We start from the raw sequence: 18,084 nt of genomic DNA on the forward strand, positions 1-18,084 counted from the left end.
TTTTATATACGTAGCGAATTATTTTGGTATAATGGTGGTAGAAAGTGGGGTAAAGTGGTGAAAAAGGGGTGACGTAGCATGTTCATGGGCGAATATCAGCACAGTATCGACGATAAAGGCCGCATGATCATCCCTGCTAAGTTCCGCGAGGAGCTTGGATCCACGTTTATCGTTACACGCGGGCTTGACCAATGTTTGTTTGTATACCCGATGTCCGAATGGCACGTTATGGAGCAGAAGCTGAAGGCGCTGCCTCTGATGAAATCGGATGCGCGGGCATTTACCCGGTTTTTCTTCTCGGGCGCCACTGAATGCGAGCTGGACAAGCAGGGGCGGATTAATATTCCTAACATGCTTGTAGAACATGCCAAGCTGGAGAAGGAATGCGTCGTCATCGGCGTATCGAGCCGCGTGGAGATTTGGGGCAAGCAAATATGGGAAAGCTATTCTCAAGCATCGGAGGAATCATTTAATGAAATTGCCGAGAAATTGGTCGATTTCAACTTCGATCTGTAAACGCACAACAGGAGGACCCGCTATTGTTTCATCATATAACTGTATTGTTGGAGCAGTCCGTTCAAGGCTTGCATATGAAGCCGGACGGCGTATACGTCGATTGTACCCTTGGAGGCGCCGGGCACAGCTCGCTGATCGCCTCGCAGCTTAACGAGTCGGGGCTCTTGATCGCTTTCGATCAGGATGACGCGGCACTGGCCAATGCGCAAATCAAGCTGGCGCCCTACCGCGACCGGGTGAAGCTGGTTCGCAGCAATTTTCGTCATTTGGAAGAAGAATTATATTCGATACCCGAGGCGGTCAAGGATGGGAAACCTCAGGTGGACGGCATTTTGTTCGATCTTGGCGTTTCTTCCCCGCAGCTGGACGAAGCTGATCGCGGATTTAGCTACAACCACGACGCCGAACTTGATATGCGGATGGACCGGAATGCGGATTTGACGGCCAAAGAGATCGTTAACGAGTGGGAAGAGGCGAAAATCGCCAAAATTCTTTTTGAATACGGCGAGGAGAAGTTTTCGCGGAAAATTGCGGCGCGTATTGTCAAAGCGCGTGAGGAAGGGCCGATCGAAACGACCGGCCAGCTTGTGGAGTTGATCAAGGAGGGAATTCCCGCCGCGGCAAGAAGGAGCGGGCCTCATCCGGCCAAAAGAAGTTTCCAGGCGCTGCGCATCGCGGTCAACGATGAGCTTGGGGCTTTTGAGGAAGCGCTTGAGCAAGGCATCCGCTGTCTGGCCCCGGGCGGAAGAATTGCGGTCATAACGTTTCATTCTCTCGAAGACCGCATCTGCAAGACGACATTTGCGAAATATGTGGAGCGGTGCACCTGCCCGCCCGATTTTCCTATCTGTGTTTGTGAGAAAAAAGGCATTCTCAAGCTGGTCAACCGGAAGCCGATTGAAGCGACGGAGTTAGAGCTTGAGGCAAATCCAAGAGCGCGCTCGGCCAAGCTGAGAGTTGCCGAAAAATTGTAATTGACGGTGCACATATAAAGTGGAAGGTAAATCAGAAAGGGGAGTCAAACAATGCCGGCCTATATTCATGGGAGCTTAGCGGTTGAGCAAAAATCTAGCCAGCGAGTCAGAGTGAAAGAGAAGAAAACGGTCGTAACCAGGAGCAAATCTCTTCCGATGCAAGAAAAGCTGCTGTATTTGTTCACTGTTGTCGTCTGTGTTCTCGTAGCCGGTGTCATTATTTGGAGATACGCGCAAATATACGAAATGAATACCCGAATTCAACAGATGGAAGTGTCCATTCGCCAGCTCGAATCTGAAAATAGCGCTTTAAAACATAAGGTGGAAGCTCTTTCCAGCCCGGGCCGCATGCTGCAGGAAGCCAAACGGCTGGGTATGGTGCAGCCGGAGGATAAACAAATCAGCCGCATTCCGAACAGACAACCTAGCGGGAATGCCGGCGCTGCTACATCCGGCAAGTCGGTTGCAGGAGGCACACCTTAGATCAGTGACTAAACGAGTTCAAAACTACCTCTAAATACAAATAAAAAGGATGACTGACGATGACTAAGAAGGTAAAAGGTCGTTCGTTGCTGCTGGGAGGGTTATTCACCCTCTTTTTTATTGCCCTCGTAGGCCGAGTGTATTGGGTGCAAGTGGTGGAATCCCCTTGGCTGCTTGCAGCCGCCAAGGAGAAATGGGAAACCGACAAGGAAATCAAACCGGTACGCGGACAAATTTTGGATCGCAACAATAAAGTGATGGCCGAAGATGCTCCGGCTTATACGGTAGCGTTGGCCCCGCAAATCATTATCGACAGGAAAGTTCTGGATGAAACGGTGAAGGGTTTGGCCGATATTTTGAAAATTTCCGACGACCCGAAAGATATCGCCGCCTTGGAAGATAAAATCCGCACTCGTATCAATACGAAAAATAAAGACGGCAATTTGTTGTCCCAAATTGAAATTCGCAACGAAGGCTGGAAAATCGACGCCGAAGTTGCAGACAAGGTTCGCCAATTGGCCGAAGATTTGAAGGAAACGGCAAAAGCGAGGGACCCGAAAGGCGTCAAGCCGAAAACAACCGGCATTTATTTACTGGAAGATCAAAAACGCTTTTACCCGGGAGGCAAGCTTGCATCTCACTTGTTAGGTTATAGCGATAAAGAAGGCAAGGCGGTCACGGGGCTGGAAGCCGCCTATGACAAGGTGCTCAGCGGCACGCCGGGCTTTTTGAGCTACCAGAAAGACCAGAAAGGCGTAGAGCTGCCGGATAGCAAAGCGGTTTTTCAGCCTGCGATCGACGGCAGCAACGTAAGGCTGACCATTGATAAGAACATTCAATTTTATATGGAAAACGCACTCGATAAAATGCAGGAAAAATATCATCCCAAAGGGATGATGGCGATCGCCGCCGATCCGAAAACGATGGAAATCCTTGGCATGGTCAGTTATCCCAACTATAATCCGAATAAATATTGGGAAACGAAAGCGCAAAGCGATTTCATCAATCATAATATCGCTTCGCAGTATGAGCCGGGTTCGACCTTTAAATTGGTCACATTGGCCGGAGCGGTAGAAGAAGGTTTGTTTGATCCTAACGATAAGTACGTGTCGGGTTCCATTCAAGTTCCCGGCCGCCGTTTGCACGACTGGGAGCTGTCCGGCTGGGGTACGATCACGTATCTGGAGGGATTGAAGCGTTCGAGTAACGTCGCTTTTGTCAAGCTGGGACTTGAGAAGCTTGGGCAGGAAAGATTGTCCAGCTACATTTCCAAATTCGGATTCGGCCAAAAAACGGGAATAGATATCCCCGGCGAACTTTCCGGTATTGTTAATATGAAATATCCCGCAGAATTCGCCACCTCCACCTACGGTCAAGGCTTGACGGTCACTGCGATTCAGCAAACTGCCGCTTACGGCGTGGTCGCTAACGGCGGGAAGCTGATGTGGCCGCACGTGGTGAAGGACATTGTGAATCCGACAACGGGGGAAGTAGTGCAGTCTTTCGAACCGAAAGTGGTACGCCAAGTCGTTTCCGAAAAGACCGCTCAGCAAGTTACGGAGTATTTGGAGCAGGTCGTATCTGACCAATCGATCGGTACCGGGCGCAAGGCCTATATCGATGGATACCGTGTAGCAGGTAAAACCGGGACGGCCAACAAAGTAAATCCCGGGGAAAAAGGATATGCCGAAAACAAGTGGGTTGTTTCCTTTGCCGGCTATGCGCCTATAGAAGATCCGCGGATTTTGCTGACGATTATCGCCGATGACCCTGATATTGGCGGAAACTGGCACCGCGGGGGTGAAATCGGTCCTCCCGCTTTCAAAGAAATTGTAACCCAAACACTTCACTATTTGGGAGTTCCCTCTTCCACGCAGCAGATGAAAGCAACGGATAAAGACAGCAAAATGAGCGTGCCGAATTTAAACGGGCTTTCGTTTGATCAGGCCAAAGCGGCAGTAAATAAATATGGCGTATCCGTAGAAGCAATCGGAAACGGTCCGAAGGTCGTGGATCAATTTCCCGATGCGGGAACGGAGGTTGGCGTCTCTCAGCACATCTACATCGTCATGCAGGAGGATGGGGCGATCTCCATTCCGAATATGACGGGAAAATCGGTGCGGGACGCGCTGGAAATATGTTCGTTCCTGAAGGTGCAATGTGTTACGTCCGGTGAAGGTTATGTCGCTTCGCAGAGCTTATCCGGCGAAGGCGATTCGGCGGTATTGAACCTGGAGTTAAAACCCTTCAGCGAGCTGATGCAGGAGTTGCCGGCATTGTCGAAAGATGCAAAAAGCCAGGAAACGGCGCAAGTGAAGAAAAAAGCGCCTCCGGGAGCCGTCAAACCGCAAAATACGGCGCCGCAAAACGCTGCAGTCAAAAAAGATACAACAAGCGGGAGCGATCCGGCAAAAAAAGTTGCTCCGCAAAACCGGTAAGCTTGTTCTAACCCTAACTTGTCCTGAATAGTCTGGATATGAAACGATCTGGACTTGCAGTGTAAGAAAGGGGTAGATACGTTCATGAGAGCTTCCGGCGTTACGGTTCGCAGGCGGCTATACGCGGCACTGATTATAGGAACGATTTTATTTGCCGCCTTGGTGATTAGGCTGGCTTACGTACAAATGTGGATTGGCCCCGAATTAACTGAGCTTGCAGAGCAATCATGGCGGAGAAACGTGCCGTTTGCCGCAGAGCGCGGGGAGATTGTCGACAGAAACGGTGTTAGGCTGGCGTACAATATCAGCTCGCCTTCGATTATGGCGATCCCGGCGCAGGTCAAGGATCCCCAAGCAACTGCCGCCAAATTGGCGGCCGCTTTGCAAACGTCCGAGCAAAATTTGTTCAACATGATTACGAAAAGACAACTGATCGTGCGGATTCAACCGGCCGGGCGTAAAATTACGCAGGAAAAGGCGCAGGAAATCCGCGCGATGAGTTTGCCGGGCATCGTGGTGGCCGAGGACAACAAGCGGTATTATCCGTTTGGCGGGCTTGCCGCCCATGTGCTTGGTTTTACCGGCATCGACAACCAAGGATTAACCGGAGTGGAAGCCAAATACGATAAAGAACTGACCGGCTTGCCGGGCAGTATTTCCTTTTTGGCCGATGCGGCAGGCAGAACGATGCCAGGCTCATCGGACGAGTATACGAAACCAAAAGACGGGCTCAACTTACAGCTGACCATCGATAATCATTTGCAATCCGTCTTGGAGCGGGAGCTTGATCAGGCCATGCTGAAATATCAAGCCAAAGACGTTATCGCAGTCATGATGGATCCGAATAACGGCGAGATTTTGGCGATGGGCTCAAGACCCGGATTCGAGCCAAGCCACATCAAGGATTATCCGGTGGAAACATACAATCGCAATTTGCCGATCTGGATGACTTACGAGCCCGGTTCGACCTTTAAAATCATTACGCTGGCGGCGGCGATCGAAGAGAAAAAAGTGCAGCTCAGCGAGTATTTTCACGATCCCGGTTCCATCGAAGTGGCCGGTGCCCGGCTCCGCTGCTGGAAACGCGGAGGGCACGGCAGCGAGACGTTTTTGCAGGTTGTAGAAAACTCGTGCAACCCCGGATTTGTCGTGATGGGGCAGCGCCTCGGGAAAGATAAGCTGTTTGAATACATCGGCAACTTCGGATTCGGCAAAAAAACCGGCATCGACCTTGGCGGCGAGGAAAACGGCATTATGTTTAAGCCTTCGCGTGTCGGTCCTGTCGAGCTGGCGACTACGGCATTTGGCCAAGGCGTTTCGGTGACGCCGATTCAGCAAATTACGGCCGTGTCCGCAGCGATTAACGGCGGCAAGCTTTTTAAACCGCATGTGGCTAAGGCGTGGTATAATGGCGAAACCGGCGATGTGGTCGATACGGTGCAGCCTGAATTGGTGCGTCAAGTGATCTCTCCGGAAACTTCAAAAACGGTGAGAGAAACGCTGGAAAGTGTCGTAGCCAACGGAACCGGCCGAAATGCATTTATTGACGGTTACCGGGTCGGAGGCAAGACAGGGACCGCGCAAAAGGTCGTGAACGGCCGTTATTCCGCCGATGAACACATCGTTTCGTTTATCGGTTTTGCCCCGGCGGACGATCCGAAGGTTGTCGTATACGCAGCGGTCGACGACCCGCAAGGCCTCCAATTCGGCGGCTTGATCGCCGCTCCGCTCGTCAAAAGTATTATGGAAGAATCGCTTCGTTACCTGCAGGTGCCCCCACGCCAAGACCAGCTGCCGCGAAAGTATGTATACGGCGACAATCCGATTGTGGAGGTGCCGAATTTGGTAGGGGCTACGGTGGAGGACATTTACGAGGATCTGAATTCGAATTTCCTGCTTGCCAAATCGGGTGCAGGCCGCACGGTCGTCAACCAGGTACCGAAGCCGGGCACACGTGTGGAACGCGGTTCGACGATCCGGATATTTTTGGCCGATTCGTCCGAGCCGGAACCCAATAAGCCTTCAAGCGACGGTCAAACGGCTCCTGGAGCCCAATAATTGGAATTGTTTTTTGAAGCCCACAAATCTTGTCCATAATGGTATAATGAGAATCGTTTGTTTTCCGAAGCAAGCTTTCCTTCGGAAAGCTCAGTAATCCCTTACGAAGTAGTTTTCCTACGGAAAACTCAGCAAATCCTTACGAAGCAAGCTTTCCTTCGGAAAGCTCTCAGGAGGCTTCTTCCCATGAACCTTAACGAATTGGCGTCCAGACTGGCTCTTGGCCGGGTGATCGGAGACGATCGGACGGTCATTGGCGGTCTTCAGATGGATAACCGCAAGGTGCAGCCCGGCGATATGTTTATTTGCGTCAAAGGGCGCGTGTTTGACGGACATGGCTTCGCCCGGCAGGCCGTCGAAGCCGGCGCGGTTGCGCTGCTTTGCGAGCATCCGGTTGATGCGGATGTGCCGCAACTCATCGTGCCGAATGTCCGGTATGCGATGACGGTGCTGGCCAGCCACTTTTACGGTTATCCCAGCAATGAATTGAAAGTGATCGGCATTACCGGGACCAACGGTAAAACGACCACAAGTTATATTGTTGAACATATCCTAAGCGATACCGGCGCTGTTACCGGGCTTATGGGCAACATTGAGACGAAAATCGGCGCGCAGCGGATTCCTAATACGGGCACGAACACCCAAGAGTCTGTCGATCTGCAGCGGAACCTGAGAAAGATGCGCGATGCAGGGTGCGACTATTGCGTGATGGAGGTCACCTCCAACGGATTGGATGCGGGAAGAGTGATCGGATGCCGTTTCCGCACGGCGATATTCACCAATTTGACCCAAGACCATCTGGATTATCATCAGACGATGGATAATTATAGAGCTGCAAAAGGCTTGCTGTTTTCACGGCTTGGCAACACGTTTGCGGCGGACGCCGAATCCCGACAGTTTGCGATTCTTAACGCAGATGAGGAAACTTCCGGTTATTTTGCCGGATTAACGACGGCGCAGGTCATTACATACGGCATTCATCGCGATGCTGACGTTAGAGCGACCGATATCAAAATGGGCTCAAACGGCACTACCTTTGTATGTCATACGTTTAAAGGCACGGTGCCGGTAAACATGAGGCTTGTAGGCACGTTTAACGTATACAATGTGCTTGGCGCGATCGCCGCTTCGCTGGTGGAAGGCATTGATCTGCAGCGGATTGCTCAAAGTCTGGAGAATATGCCGGCGGTAGAAGGACGGATGGAAGTCGTTGAAGCGGGCCAGCCATTCTTGGTCCTGGTCGATTACGCACATACGCCGGACGGATTGGACAATGCGCTTTCCACGATCAAGCAGTTTGCCGAAGGGCGAATTGTTACCGTATTCGGATGCGGCGGCGACCGCGATCGCAAGAAACGGCCGCTGATGGGCAAAGTCACAGCCGAATACAGCGATTACGTGATCGTGACTTCGGACAATCCAAGATCCGAAAATCCGCATGCGATTATGCTCGACATCGAGCCGGGACTTACCGAAGCGGGCATTGCGTCCGACAGGTATGAATTAATTGACGATCGCCGTGAAGCGATACAAAAGGCTATTGATTTGGCGAGCCCGAACGATGTAGTATTGATTGCGGGGAAAGGCCACGAGACGTACCAGGAGATTATGGGCGAGAAGCACGATTTCGACGATCGTCTAGTTGCCAAAGAAGCGATAAGGAGACGATTCCCATGATTCGGAGAACACTTGCGCAAATCGCTGCGATGATCGGAGGGACTGCTGTACCTGATGCAGACCCGGATCAGCTGATTGCCGGCGTATCGAAGGATACCCGTGCGATCCAGCCGGGCAGTTTGTACGTGCCGCTTGTCGGCGAACATTTCGACGGGCATGACTTTGTGCAGGATGCGATAGATAAAGGCGCGGCAGCATCGTTATGGCAGGAGGGGCATGGTCAAGCGCCTGCAGGCCTGCCGATTATTCTTGTTGACGACTCGCTGGCGGCTTTGCAAAGATTGGCTAAAGCTTACAGGTCCGAGTTGAATACCAAAATTATCGGCGTCACGGGCAGCAACGGCAAAACGACAACCAAAGACATGCTTGCCGCTGTCCTGTCGACGACATACCGTGTTCATAAAACGATGGGCAACCTGAACAACCATATCGGATTGCCGCTAACCTTATTGCAGCTTGAAGAGGACACGGAAGTGGCTGTGCTGGAAATGGGCATGAGCGGCAGAAAAGAAATTGAGCTTTTGTCCGATATTGCGCAGCCCGATGCGGCTATCATTACCAATATCGGGGAGGCTCATCTGCTGCAGCTTGGCAGCAGAGAAGAGATCGCCAGAGCAAAAACGGAAATTTTACACGGTCTAAAACCGGGTGGGTTGTTCGTATATTTAGGTGATGAGCCATTAATCGAGCAGGCGGTCCAAGAGATGGGGTTATCAACACCACCGGAAAAAGTTCGCTTCGGAACGTCCGAAGACAACGATATTTACCCGGTAAGCATACAGGCGGAAGTGGAAGGAACCCGGTTTGCGGTTAACGCTTGTCCCGGTGTCGATTTCTATATCCCGCTGCTGGGCAAACATAACGTCATCAATGCGTTAGCGGTCATCGGACTGGCACAGCGGTTGGGTGTCACCGCTGAACGGATGGCGCAAGGCCTCGAGTCGCTCCAGCTTACGAGCATGCGGATTGAGCTGATTAAGGCGGATTCCGGCTTGACGATACTTAACGACGCATACAACGCCAGTCCGACTTCGATGAGGGCGGCGCTGCAGCTGCTTCACGAGCTGCAGGGTTATGGCCGTAAATACGCCGTGCTGGGCGATATGCTGGAGCTTGGTCCGCGTGAAGCGGAATTCCATCGCAGCATGGGGGCGCTGCTGGATCCCGGCGAGGTGGAGACCGTATTTGTATTCGGACCGTTGTCCAAGCATATTGCCGAAGAAGCGAGCAAAAAATTTCATCCAGAGAAAGTAAAGGCATTTGACGACAAAAATGAATTGGTGACGGCTTTAGCCCGGATAGTCAGGCCCGAAGATGTAGTACTTGTCAAGGGTTCGCGCGGCATGAAGCTGGAGCAGGTTGTAACAGGCCTGCAGGGGGGATCGCATCGTGGAGTTTAAATTAGTTATGTTTACTATGGGGGCGGCGTTTTTGCTTGCCGTCATCATGGGACCTTTATTTATACCGCTGCTGCGCAGATTGAAGTTTGGCCAGCAGATCCGTACGGACGGCCCGCAAGGGCACTTGAAAAAAGCCGGAACCCCAACGATGGGCGGCACGATCATTATGCTGGCGCTTATGCTTGCCGTGCTGCGTTTTTCCGACAACAGCTCGGATACCGCGATACTGCTCATTGCGACGCTGGGTTACGGCTTTATCGGATTTTTAGACGATTATATTAAAATTTTGTTCAAACGTTCTTTGGGGTTGACGGCGCGCCAAAAGCTGGTCGGCCAGCTGTTGATCTCCGTGATCGTCTGCGTGCTGCTTGTGCAAAAAGGGCACAGCACCGATATTCACATCCCGCTGTTTGACGTGAACGTGCCGCTTGGCTGGTTGTATTATCCGTTTGTGGCGTTCTTAATGCTGGGCACGTCCAATGCCGTGAATTTCACGGACGGACTTGACGGGCTGCTGGCAGGTACAAGCGCTGTCGCTTTTGGGGCGTTTGCGATTGTGGCGATGAACATTACCAAACCGGATGTGGCGATTTTTTGTGCGGCGACGGTAGGCGCGGTGCTTGGTTTTCTCGTGTTTAACGCGCACCCGGCCAAGGTGTTTATGGGCGATACGGGTTCGCTTGGCTTGGGCGGCGGGCTTGCGGCGGCGGCGATTTTGACCAAACAAGAGGTGCTGCTTGCCGTGATTGGCGGCGTTTTTGTCGTGGAAGTGCTTTCCGTCATTATTCAAGTGACATCCTTTAAGACAAGAGGCAAACGCGTGTTCAAAATGAGCCCGATTCATCATCATTTCGAGCTGTCAGGCTGGTCCGAATGGCGTGTGGTCGTCACCTTTTGGCTGGCGGGCGTCGTGCTTGCAGGGATTGGACTATACATTTATTAAGAGGTGTTGAAAGCAACATGGAGCATTTAGGCGCATATCGCGGCCGCAAGGTCGTTATTTTAGGATTGGCCCGAAGCGGCGTGGCCGTTGCCAAGCTGTTTCACGAAATGGGAGCCGTTTGTTTGGTCAACGATAAGAAGGACCGTTCACAGTGCCCTGAAGCCGATGAATTAACGGCTTTGGGTATTTCTGTTATATGCGGCTCTCATCCGCCCGGCTTAATTAATGAAAGCGTCTCGCTTGTCGTTAAAAATCCCGGCATCCCTTACACGATCGAACCGCTTCAGAAGGCGCTCAGCTTAAACATCGAGATTGTCACCGAAGTGGAGGTTGCCTACCGGATCTGCAAAGCGCCAATCATCGGCATTACCGGTTCCAACGGCAAAACGACAACCACGACGTGGATCGGACTGATGCTGCAGGAGGCCGGTTTAAAACCGATTGTGGCCGGCAATATCGGCCGTGCTTTAACCGAAGCGGCACTTGAGGCCGAATCGGACAACCGGATGGTTGTCGAGCTCAGCAGCTTCCAGCTGAAAGGAACGGATCAATTTCGTCCGCGTATTGCCTGCTTGCTGAATATAGCGGAGACACACTTGGATTATCATGGGTCGATGGAAGACTATATTGCGTCAAAAGCCAAGCTGTTCGACAACCAGACAGCGGAGGATACGGCTATCCTCAATTGGGACGATGAAGTATGCCGGGCCATTGCCGCCCAGCTGAAGTCGGATGTGCTGCCGTTCTCCGGTTCACAGCAGCTGCCTTATGGCGTTTATATCGATGAAAATAAGCAAATTACATACCGCGGCAAAGGTGGCCAGGCGCATTCGGTGATCGATGTTTACGATCTGGGTATTCCCGGCGGCTTTAATGCCGAAAATGCGCTTGCGGCGACAGCTGCGGCACTGACATCCGGCGTTCCGCTTTCCGTTATTGCCAAAGTGCTGCATGAATTCAAAGGCGTTGAGCATAGGCTGGAGCAGGTTGCCGTGCGGGACGACGTGATGTTTTACAACAACTCCAAAGCTACTAATTCTTTAGCTACGATTAAAGCAATTGATGCGTTGTCCCGGCCGGTTATTTTAATTGCCGGAGGCCTTGACCGCGGCTCGGATTATATGGAGCTGCTTCCAATTCTCCGCGAGCGTGTCAAAGGGATCGTGCTGCTTGGCGAAACACGCCACAAAATTCGCGCAGTCGCCGAACTTGCAGGCTTAACCCGAGTAAAAACGGTCGATACTGCTAATGCTCAGGACGCCATTACGGAAGCGGCGCGCGAAGCGTCCGCTATGGCCGAGCCGGGCGATGCGGTGCTGCTTTCGCCGGCTTGCGCCAGCTGGGACATGTTTCCTTCTTACGAAGAAAGGGGACGCATGTTTAAGGAGTCCGTGCATAACCTTTTATAAAGGGACTGGGTCAAGCCTGTGCCGGGCGATGGTACCCGTTCCTTAAACCGAAAGGGTAGAGGTGTCGCGGTATGGGAAAAGCCCGGTCTGCTCCGGATGCTATGATTGCGCTTTGCACGCTTGCGCTGCTGACCATAGGCCTTGTCATGGTGTACAGCGCCAGCGCCGTGCTTTCTTTTCACGAGCACGGCGATTACTTTTATTATTTGAAGCGCCAGCTGCTTTTTGCGGTTCTCGGCGTGATCGCGATGTTTGTCACGATGAACACGGATTATTGGATTTGGAAAAAGTACGCCAAAGTTGGTCTAATCGTCTGTTTGGTGCTGCTTGTCGCCGTGCTGATCCCGGGGATCGGAGTCATTCGCGGCGGCGCGCGCAGTTGGCTGGGCATCGGCTCGTTTGGCATCCAGCCGTCGGAATTTATGAAGCTGGGCATGATTGTTTTTTTATCCAAGCTGCTTTCCGAGCAGCAGTCGAAAATTACGCTGTTTACCAAAGGGCTCGTTCCACCGCTTGCGCTGATGGGACTCGCCTTCGGCCTGATTATGCTGCAGCCCGATCTGGGCACCGGCGCGGTGCTTGTCGGGGCGTCGCTGCTTATTATTTATATCGCCGGCGCGCGTTTGCTTCATTTATCTTATTTGGGCATGGTTGGCGCGGCGGGATTGGTCGGTCTGATTATCGCCGCCCCGTACCGGCTGAAACGGATTACCGCGTTTCTTGATCCGTGGCAGGACCCGCTTGGCGCGGGTTATCAGGCGATCCAATCGCTGTATGCGATCGGACCCGGCGGATTGGTCGGTCTGGGCCTTGGCATGAGCCGGCAAAAATACAGCTATCTTCCGGAACCGCAAACCGATTTTATTTTTTCGATTATTGCCGAAGAGCTTGGTTTTATCGGCGGCGCACTTGTGCTTATCTTGTTTATGCTGCTTGTGTGGCGAGGCATGCGCACCGCCATCACGGCTCCGGACACATTTGGCAGCTTGCTGGCAACCGGCATCGTTGGTATGATCGGCGTGCAGGTGATCATCAACATCGGCGTCGTCATCGGCATGTTCCCGGTAACGGGCATTACGCTGCCGCTGATCAGCGCAGGAGGTTCGTCGCTGACGCTTATACTCGCCTCAATCGGCGTACTGCTTAACATATCCCGGTATTCGAGGTGATTTTAACTCCCATGAAAAAAATCGTATTCACCGGCGGAGGCTCGGCCGGCCATGTCACGCCGAATTTGGCGCTGATCGCCAGGCTGAAGCAGCTCGGCTGGGAAATGCATTACATAGGCTCCAGAGACGGTATTGAGCAGGATATTATCAGTCATGAACAAGTTCCTTTTTATCCGATTTCGTCCGGCAAGCTTCGCCGGTATTTCGATCTGAAAAATTTAAAGGATCCGTTTAAAGTGATCAAAGGCGTCGGGCAGTCGTACAGGCTGCTGCGCCGGATTAAACCCAGCGCCGTATTTTCCAAAGGCGGTTTCGTGTCCGTTCCGGTCATTGTCGCAGCTTGGCTGAACCGGATTCCCGTCATTATTCATGAATCCGATTTTACTCCAGGGCTGGCCAATAAAATTTCCATTCCTTTTGCTTCGTGCGTCTGCGTTACATTTCCCGAGACGCTTCGCCATATCAAGGGCGGAAGAGCGATATGCACCGGCCTGCCGATCCGCGATCGGATGCTGGAGGGCAAAGCTCAGCGAGGATATGCGTTATGCGATTTTCATAAGCAGAAACCCGTGCTGTTCGTGATGGGCGGCAGCTTAGGGGCGCAGGCGATTAATGAAGCTGTACGCGGCGCGTTGGACGAACTGCTCGAACGGTACCAGATCATCCATATTTGCGGTAAAGGCAATACCGTGCCGGAGCTGGATAAAAAACGCGGCTACAAGCAGTTTGAGTACGTGAAAGACGAGCTTCCCGACTTGATGGCGATGGCTGAAGTGGTCGTTTCGCGTGCCGGCTCTACATCGATTTTTGAATTTTTGGCGCTGCAAAAGCCGATGCTGCTCATTCCGCTGACCCGGCAAGCGAGCCGTGGCGATCAGATCCTGAATGCCGAATCATTCCGCAAAATCGGCTACGCCCGCGTGCTTTTTGAAGAGGATCTTACACCGCAATCGCTTGTATCGGAAGTAGCCTCCACTTATGAAGCAAGGGATTTGACGCGTGCGCAGATGGCGGCAAGCCGCCACGCCAACGGAACCGATAAGATTGTCGAGCTGATCGGCAAAGCCGCCCGCTTATAGTCATACCCGGGTGGAGGCGGCTTGCACGGACAAGTCGCTGATATTATATGAAGAGCTTTCCTGCGGAAAGCTCGGCAGATGCTTACGAAGAGAGCTTTCCGCAGGAAAGCTCAGCAAATGCTTACGAAGGGAGCTTTCCGCAGGAAAGCTCAGCAAATGCTTACGAAGAGAGCTTTCCGCAGGAAAGCTCAGCAAATGCTTACGAAGAGAGCTTTCCGCAGGAAAGCTCTTAGGCATTTGTCACACTCTATTTCCAACAAACATAAACTACACCATAACCGTGACAGACGCCAGGTGCGCTCCGGGGTCTGTGAAGGAGGTTTTACCCAATGCAGCAAGCTTTAAACGAATTGCAAACCGGCAAGTATGGCGAGGTTCGCTTGAACGAACCGCTTGCTTCGTACACGACGTGGAAAATAGGCGGTCCCGCCGATCTGCTGCTGATCCCGCGCAGCAAAGATCAGCTGATCGCCGCCGTTCGCCTTTTTCACGAGCTGCGTGTGCCTTGGACCGTCATTGGCCGGGGTTCCAATATGCTGGTGGCCGACAAAGGCATCCGGGGGGTCGTCATCAAGCTGGGCGCCGAATTGGAAACCGTTCGGTTTGAGGGCAGCACTGTCATCGTAGGGGGAGCCTATTCATTCATCAAGCTTTCGGTAATGGCTGGCAAGGAAGGGTTAACCGGATTGGAATTTGCCGGAGGTATTCCGGGCAGTGTGGGCGGAGCCGTTTACATGAATGCCGGGGCGCATGGGTCGGATGTTTCACGCATAATCAAGCAGGCTGAAATCTTGCTGGATACTGGTGAATTGGTAACGTTTCAGAGGGACGATCTTAAATACGCATACAGACATTCGATCCTTCAGGAAAAACCCGGCATCGTGACAGAAGCCGTCTTCGAACTGGAGTACGGCGACCGCAAAGAGATCGCGGCGGCGATGGCAGCATACAAAGACCGCCGGCTTCGCACGCAGCCGCTGCCGCTCCCTTGTGCGGGAAGTGTATTCCGCAATCCTGCGGGGCGTCACGCGGCGCAGCTGATCGAACAGGCGGGTTTGAAAGGAATGCGGGTGGGAGGAGCGGAAGTATCGACTCTGCACGCCAATTTTATCGTAAATACCGGTCAGGCGACAGCCGATGACGTCATCACCCTGATAGGTAAGGTGCAAGCAAAGATACTGGAAACATACGGTATCGAGCTTCATCCGGAAGTGCTAATGGTGGGTGAGAGGTAAATCGGAGGTGTAACATTGGAGAAGTTGGTTATCGAAGGCGGGAGGCCCCTCTCGGGAACCATTAAGATTCACGGCGCAAAAAATGCCGCTTTGCCCATTTTGGCAGCAAGCATGATGGCCGACGGCGTAGTCAGTATAGTGAATGTGCCTGATTTGTCCGATATTCAGGTAATGCTGGACATATTGCGTTCCTTGGGATGTCAGGCGGAACACCATCAGGATACGGTAAGGCTGAATACGTCGACTGCGTTTTCGCATCATATTCCCGAAGAATTAATGAGCCAGATGCGTTCGTCGATTTTTTTGATGGGCCCTTTGCTTGCCCGTTTCGGAAAGGTGCAGGTGTATCAACCGGGCGGATGTGCGATCGGAGAACGGAAAATCGATCTTCATCTCAAAGGGCTGCAGGCTCTTGGAGCAGAAATTGAGGAATCGGGCAATACCATCGTCTGCACCTCAAACGGACTTAAAGGAACGGAGATTGTGCTTGATCTGCCAAGCGTCGGTGCGACGGAAAATATTATGATGGCCGCTTGCATGGCCGAAGGGCATACGATCATTTCCAATGCGGCAAGAGAACCGGAAATACAAGATTTGCAAAACTTCTTAAATGCCATGGGCGCAGAGATTATCGGGGCAGGAACCGATACAATAACAATCAAAGGCGTTAAGAAGCTGACTCCGTGTACTTATCGCGTCATTCCCGACCGGATCGTCGCCGGCACATTTATGGTAGCGGCCGCGGTTACCAGAGGAAACGTTACACTGGAAAATATCAATCCTTCTCATTTAACCTCTATTGTTCATGTTTTAAAACGGGCAGGTGTTCAAATCTCCATTAACGGTGATATAATGAACATTAATAGCCTCGCCCGTCCCAAAGCCGTTGAACGCATCATCACTTCGCCCCATCCGTCCTTTCCTACCGACCTGCAGGCCCAAATCATGGTGTTGTTGTCGCTTGCAGACGGTGTCAGCATTGTGAAAGAAACGATATTTGAAGGCCGGTTTAAACACGTTGACGAATTGTCGAGAATGGGAGCCGATATCCGGGTGGATTTGAACTCGGCGTTTATCAGAGGGGTTCCGAGACTTTACGGAGCTACCGTGGAAGCTACGGACCTGCGAGCGGGAGCCGCTTTGGTGCTGGCCGGTTTGGCGGCACACGGAACGACGGTAGTGGAGCAAATTCATCATATCGATCGGGGTTATGCTTGTATTGAACGGATGTTGGCACATTTGGGAGCGCAAATACACAGAGTTTCACCTGTACCTACTGAATAGCACTTATTCTAACGAAATTATTAATATAGGCCATATAAGCGATACGCTTTCCATAAAGAATCGTTGAAGAACCGCTTATTTTATTAGTATGAAGACGAACGCCGAAATATCCCTTGCTTTCGTGAAAACGGAAGACAAGGGATGTTTGGCGGTTTACATAAGCCGGTGCGTTTATGAAGCCAGCTTGCTCCGCAAGCCCGATATCACCATACGAAGCAGGCTTGCCCCGCAAGCCGGATCCATTTTGAAGCCAGCTTGCTTCGCAAGCCTTGAGGAGTCCGCTCATGAAAGTTCCTGCAATCAAGAAGCCGAATACGCGCAAACGCAGCAGCCGCAAGCTGCTGGCGTTTTTGTTTATTTTTTTTGTAACCCTACTAATTATATTGTTTTTTCAGTCTTCCTTGAGCAAAGTTTCGGCAATTGAAGTGGAAGGCAACGAGATGCTGACTGAAGACGCTATCAAGCAGGCGCTGCCGGCTAAGCCGGGAGATCATTTCTTCGCTATTTCGTCAAGTACGATGGAAAAGGTGCTGGGGCAGCTGAGGATGGTGCAGGGCGCACAGGTTTCCAAACGTTTTCCGGGCGTCATTCACGTTGTTGTCAAGGAGTATCCGAGAGTTGCGTTCCAGCTTACAGAGGATGGAAAAAAAGAAGTGCTGCTTGCCGACGGAAGCGCGGTGTCCATTGAGCAGCGCAACGTGACGATAGACAAGCCCCTGCTTACAGGCTGGGCTAAGGATGATCCGAATAAAGTTAAACTGTGCCAGGTGATGGCTAAAATATCCCCATCGTATTTTTCCGACATATCCGAAATTAAACCCGATCCGTCGGAATCGTATCCGGATAAGATCAAGATGTACACCCGCTCTCAGTTCGAGGTGCAGACGACCATTTCGTATTTGCCGGATAAGCTGCCTTATCTCGACCTCTATATTACAAATTTGAAAGAAAATAGTATTTCTACAGGGGTGTTAAAGCTGCTGGAGGCGGATAATCATATGCCGTTTGATACTCCATCCAAGGATTCTACAAAAGATGCATCTAAGGACCCTGCAAAGGATCCGTCTAAGGATGCGGCCCAACCCGGTAAAGAGGGTAAAAAGACCCCTCCTGATGGGAAGGGTGCAACTTCAGACCCAAAGAAGGATCCGCTTAAAGACACTTCAAAAGACCCGGCCAAAGATGCCGCTAAAACTACTCCAAAGGATACTGCGAAGCCGAATTCAAAAGAAACGGCGAGATAAACAGAAAAAGACTACTCAACCATTTGAAATAATGCTAGAATTGAGCGTATGGTGTCTGTTTTGCGCTTAATTTTATGCAATAAAAAATAGAGAAAAAAAGAGGGAATTCAGTTACAGTGTTGAATTATTACAAAAGGCTTTGCTGCAAAAGCCATTATTCTTTTTTATTACAGGA

16 protein-coding genes are annotated in these 18,084 nt (G+C 51.7%); 15 read left to right on the plus strand and 1 reads right to left on the minus strand.

The window, feature by feature from the left end; all coding sequences use genetic code 11:
* The first annotated feature begins 78 nt into the window (after positions 1 to 78).
* From mraZ to murA, 14 genes are all read left to right on the plus strand, one after another.
* Complete coding sequence (gene mraZ / locus EYB31_RS14795; protein ID WP_131014129.1) at positions 79 to 516, plus strand: division/cell wall cluster transcriptional repressor MraZ; 438 nt, start codon at positions 79 to 81, stop codon at positions 514 to 516.
* Between the two features lie 23 nt (positions 517 to 539).
* A complete protein-coding gene (rsmH, locus tag EYB31_RS14800) occupies positions 540 to 1,490 on the plus strand; it encodes a 16S rRNA (cytosine(1402)-N(4))-methyltransferase RsmH (RefSeq protein ID WP_131014130.1) in 951 nt (316 codons plus the stop codon).
* 156 nt (positions 1,491 to 1,646) lie between these two features.
* Positions 1,647 to 1,973 (plus strand): cell division protein FtsL, encoded by a 327-nt coding sequence (gene ftsL, locus EYB31_RS14805; RefSeq protein WP_240762433.1) that lies wholly within the window; start codon positions 1,647 to 1,649, stop codon positions 1,971 to 1,973.
* A gap of 59 nt (positions 1,974 to 2,032) precedes the next feature.
* Complete coding sequence (locus EYB31_RS14810) at positions 2,033 to 4,411, plus strand: penicillin-binding transpeptidase domain-containing protein (RefSeq protein ID WP_131014132.1); 2,379 nt, start codon at positions 2,033 to 2,035, stop codon at positions 4,409 to 4,411.
* Between the two features lie 84 nt (positions 4,412 to 4,495).
* Positions 4,496 to 6,469 (plus strand): stage V sporulation protein D, encoded by a 1,974-nt coding sequence (locus EYB31_RS14815; RefSeq protein WP_131014133.1) that lies wholly within the window; start codon positions 4,496 to 4,498, stop codon positions 6,467 to 6,469.
* Between the two features lie 186 nt (positions 6,470 to 6,655).
* Entirely contained in the window at positions 6,656 to 8,146 is a 1,491-nt protein-coding gene (locus EYB31_RS14820) for a UDP-N-acetylmuramoyl-L-alanyl-D-glutamate--2,6-diaminopimelate ligase (protein WP_131014134.1), read from the plus strand.
* Positions 8,143 to 9,546, plus strand: coding sequence for a UDP-N-acetylmuramoyl-tripeptide--D-alanyl-D-alanine ligase (locus EYB31_RS14825; RefSeq protein WP_131014135.1), 1,404 nt, complete (start codon positions 8,143 to 8,145; stop codon positions 9,544 to 9,546). The genes EYB31_RS14820 and EYB31_RS14825 overlap by 4 nt, the downstream gene beginning before the upstream one ends.
* On the plus strand, positions 9,536 to 10,489 hold the full coding sequence (mraY, locus tag EYB31_RS14830) for a phospho-N-acetylmuramoyl-pentapeptide-transferase (RefSeq protein ID WP_131014136.1): 954 nt from the start codon (positions 9,536 to 9,538) through the stop codon (positions 10,487 to 10,489). The genes EYB31_RS14825 and mraY overlap by 11 nt, the downstream gene beginning before the upstream one ends.
* Positions 10,490 to 10,506: 17 nt before the next feature.
* Positions 10,507 to 11,898, plus strand: coding sequence for a UDP-N-acetylmuramoyl-L-alanine--D-glutamate ligase (gene murD, locus EYB31_RS14835; protein WP_131014137.1), 1,392 nt, complete (start codon positions 10,507 to 10,509; stop codon positions 11,896 to 11,898).
* A gap of 71 nt (positions 11,899 to 11,969) precedes the next feature.
* On the plus strand, positions 11,970 to 13,067 hold the full coding sequence (spoVE, locus tag EYB31_RS14840) for a stage V sporulation protein E (protein ID WP_131014138.1): 1,098 nt from the start codon (positions 11,970 to 11,972) through the stop codon (positions 13,065 to 13,067).
* 11 nt (positions 13,068 to 13,078) lie between these two features.
* Positions 13,079 to 14,146, plus strand: coding sequence for an undecaprenyldiphospho-muramoylpentapeptide beta-N-acetylglucosaminyltransferase (locus tag EYB31_RS14845; RefSeq protein ID WP_131014139.1), 1,068 nt, complete (start codon positions 13,079 to 13,081; stop codon positions 14,144 to 14,146).
* 47 nt (positions 14,147 to 14,193) lie between these two features.
* Positions 14,194 to 14,379 (plus strand): hypothetical protein, encoded by a 186-nt coding sequence (locus EYB31_RS14850; protein WP_131014140.1) that lies wholly within the window; start codon positions 14,194 to 14,196, stop codon positions 14,377 to 14,379.
* A gap of 96 nt (positions 14,380 to 14,475) precedes the next feature.
* Positions 14,476 to 15,381 (plus strand): UDP-N-acetylmuramate dehydrogenase, encoded by a 906-nt coding sequence (gene murB / locus EYB31_RS14855; protein ID WP_131014141.1) that lies wholly within the window; start codon positions 14,476 to 14,478, stop codon positions 15,379 to 15,381.
* A gap of 15 nt (positions 15,382 to 15,396) precedes the next feature.
* Positions 15,397 to 16,665 (plus strand): UDP-N-acetylglucosamine 1-carboxyvinyltransferase, encoded by a 1,269-nt coding sequence (murA, locus tag EYB31_RS14860; protein ID WP_131014142.1) that lies wholly within the window; start codon positions 15,397 to 15,399, stop codon positions 16,663 to 16,665.
* Here the strand turns inward: murA and EYB31_RS14865 are convergent.
* Positions 16,655 to 16,969 carry a hypothetical protein gene (locus EYB31_RS14865; RefSeq protein WP_131014143.1) on the minus strand — a complete coding sequence of 105 codons (315 nt, stop codon included), beginning with the start codon at positions 16,967 to 16,969 and terminating at the stop codon, positions 16,655 to 16,657. The two genes, murA and EYB31_RS14865, sit on opposite strands and share 11 nt — an antisense overlap.
* Between EYB31_RS14865 and EYB31_RS14870 the strand changes: the two genes are divergently transcribed.
* Complete coding sequence (locus tag EYB31_RS14870; protein WP_131014144.1) at positions 16,950 to 17,909, plus strand: cell division protein FtsQ/DivIB; 960 nt, start codon at positions 16,950 to 16,952, stop codon at positions 17,907 to 17,909. The genes EYB31_RS14865 and EYB31_RS14870 overlap by 20 nt on opposite strands.
* The last annotated feature ends 175 nt before the right edge of the window (positions 17,910 to 18,084 follow it).

This window comes from Paenibacillus thalictri (assembly GCF_004307995.1).
Taxonomy (GTDB): domain Bacteria; phylum Bacillota; class Bacilli; order Paenibacillales; family NBRC-103111; genus Paenibacillus_AF; species Paenibacillus_AF thalictri.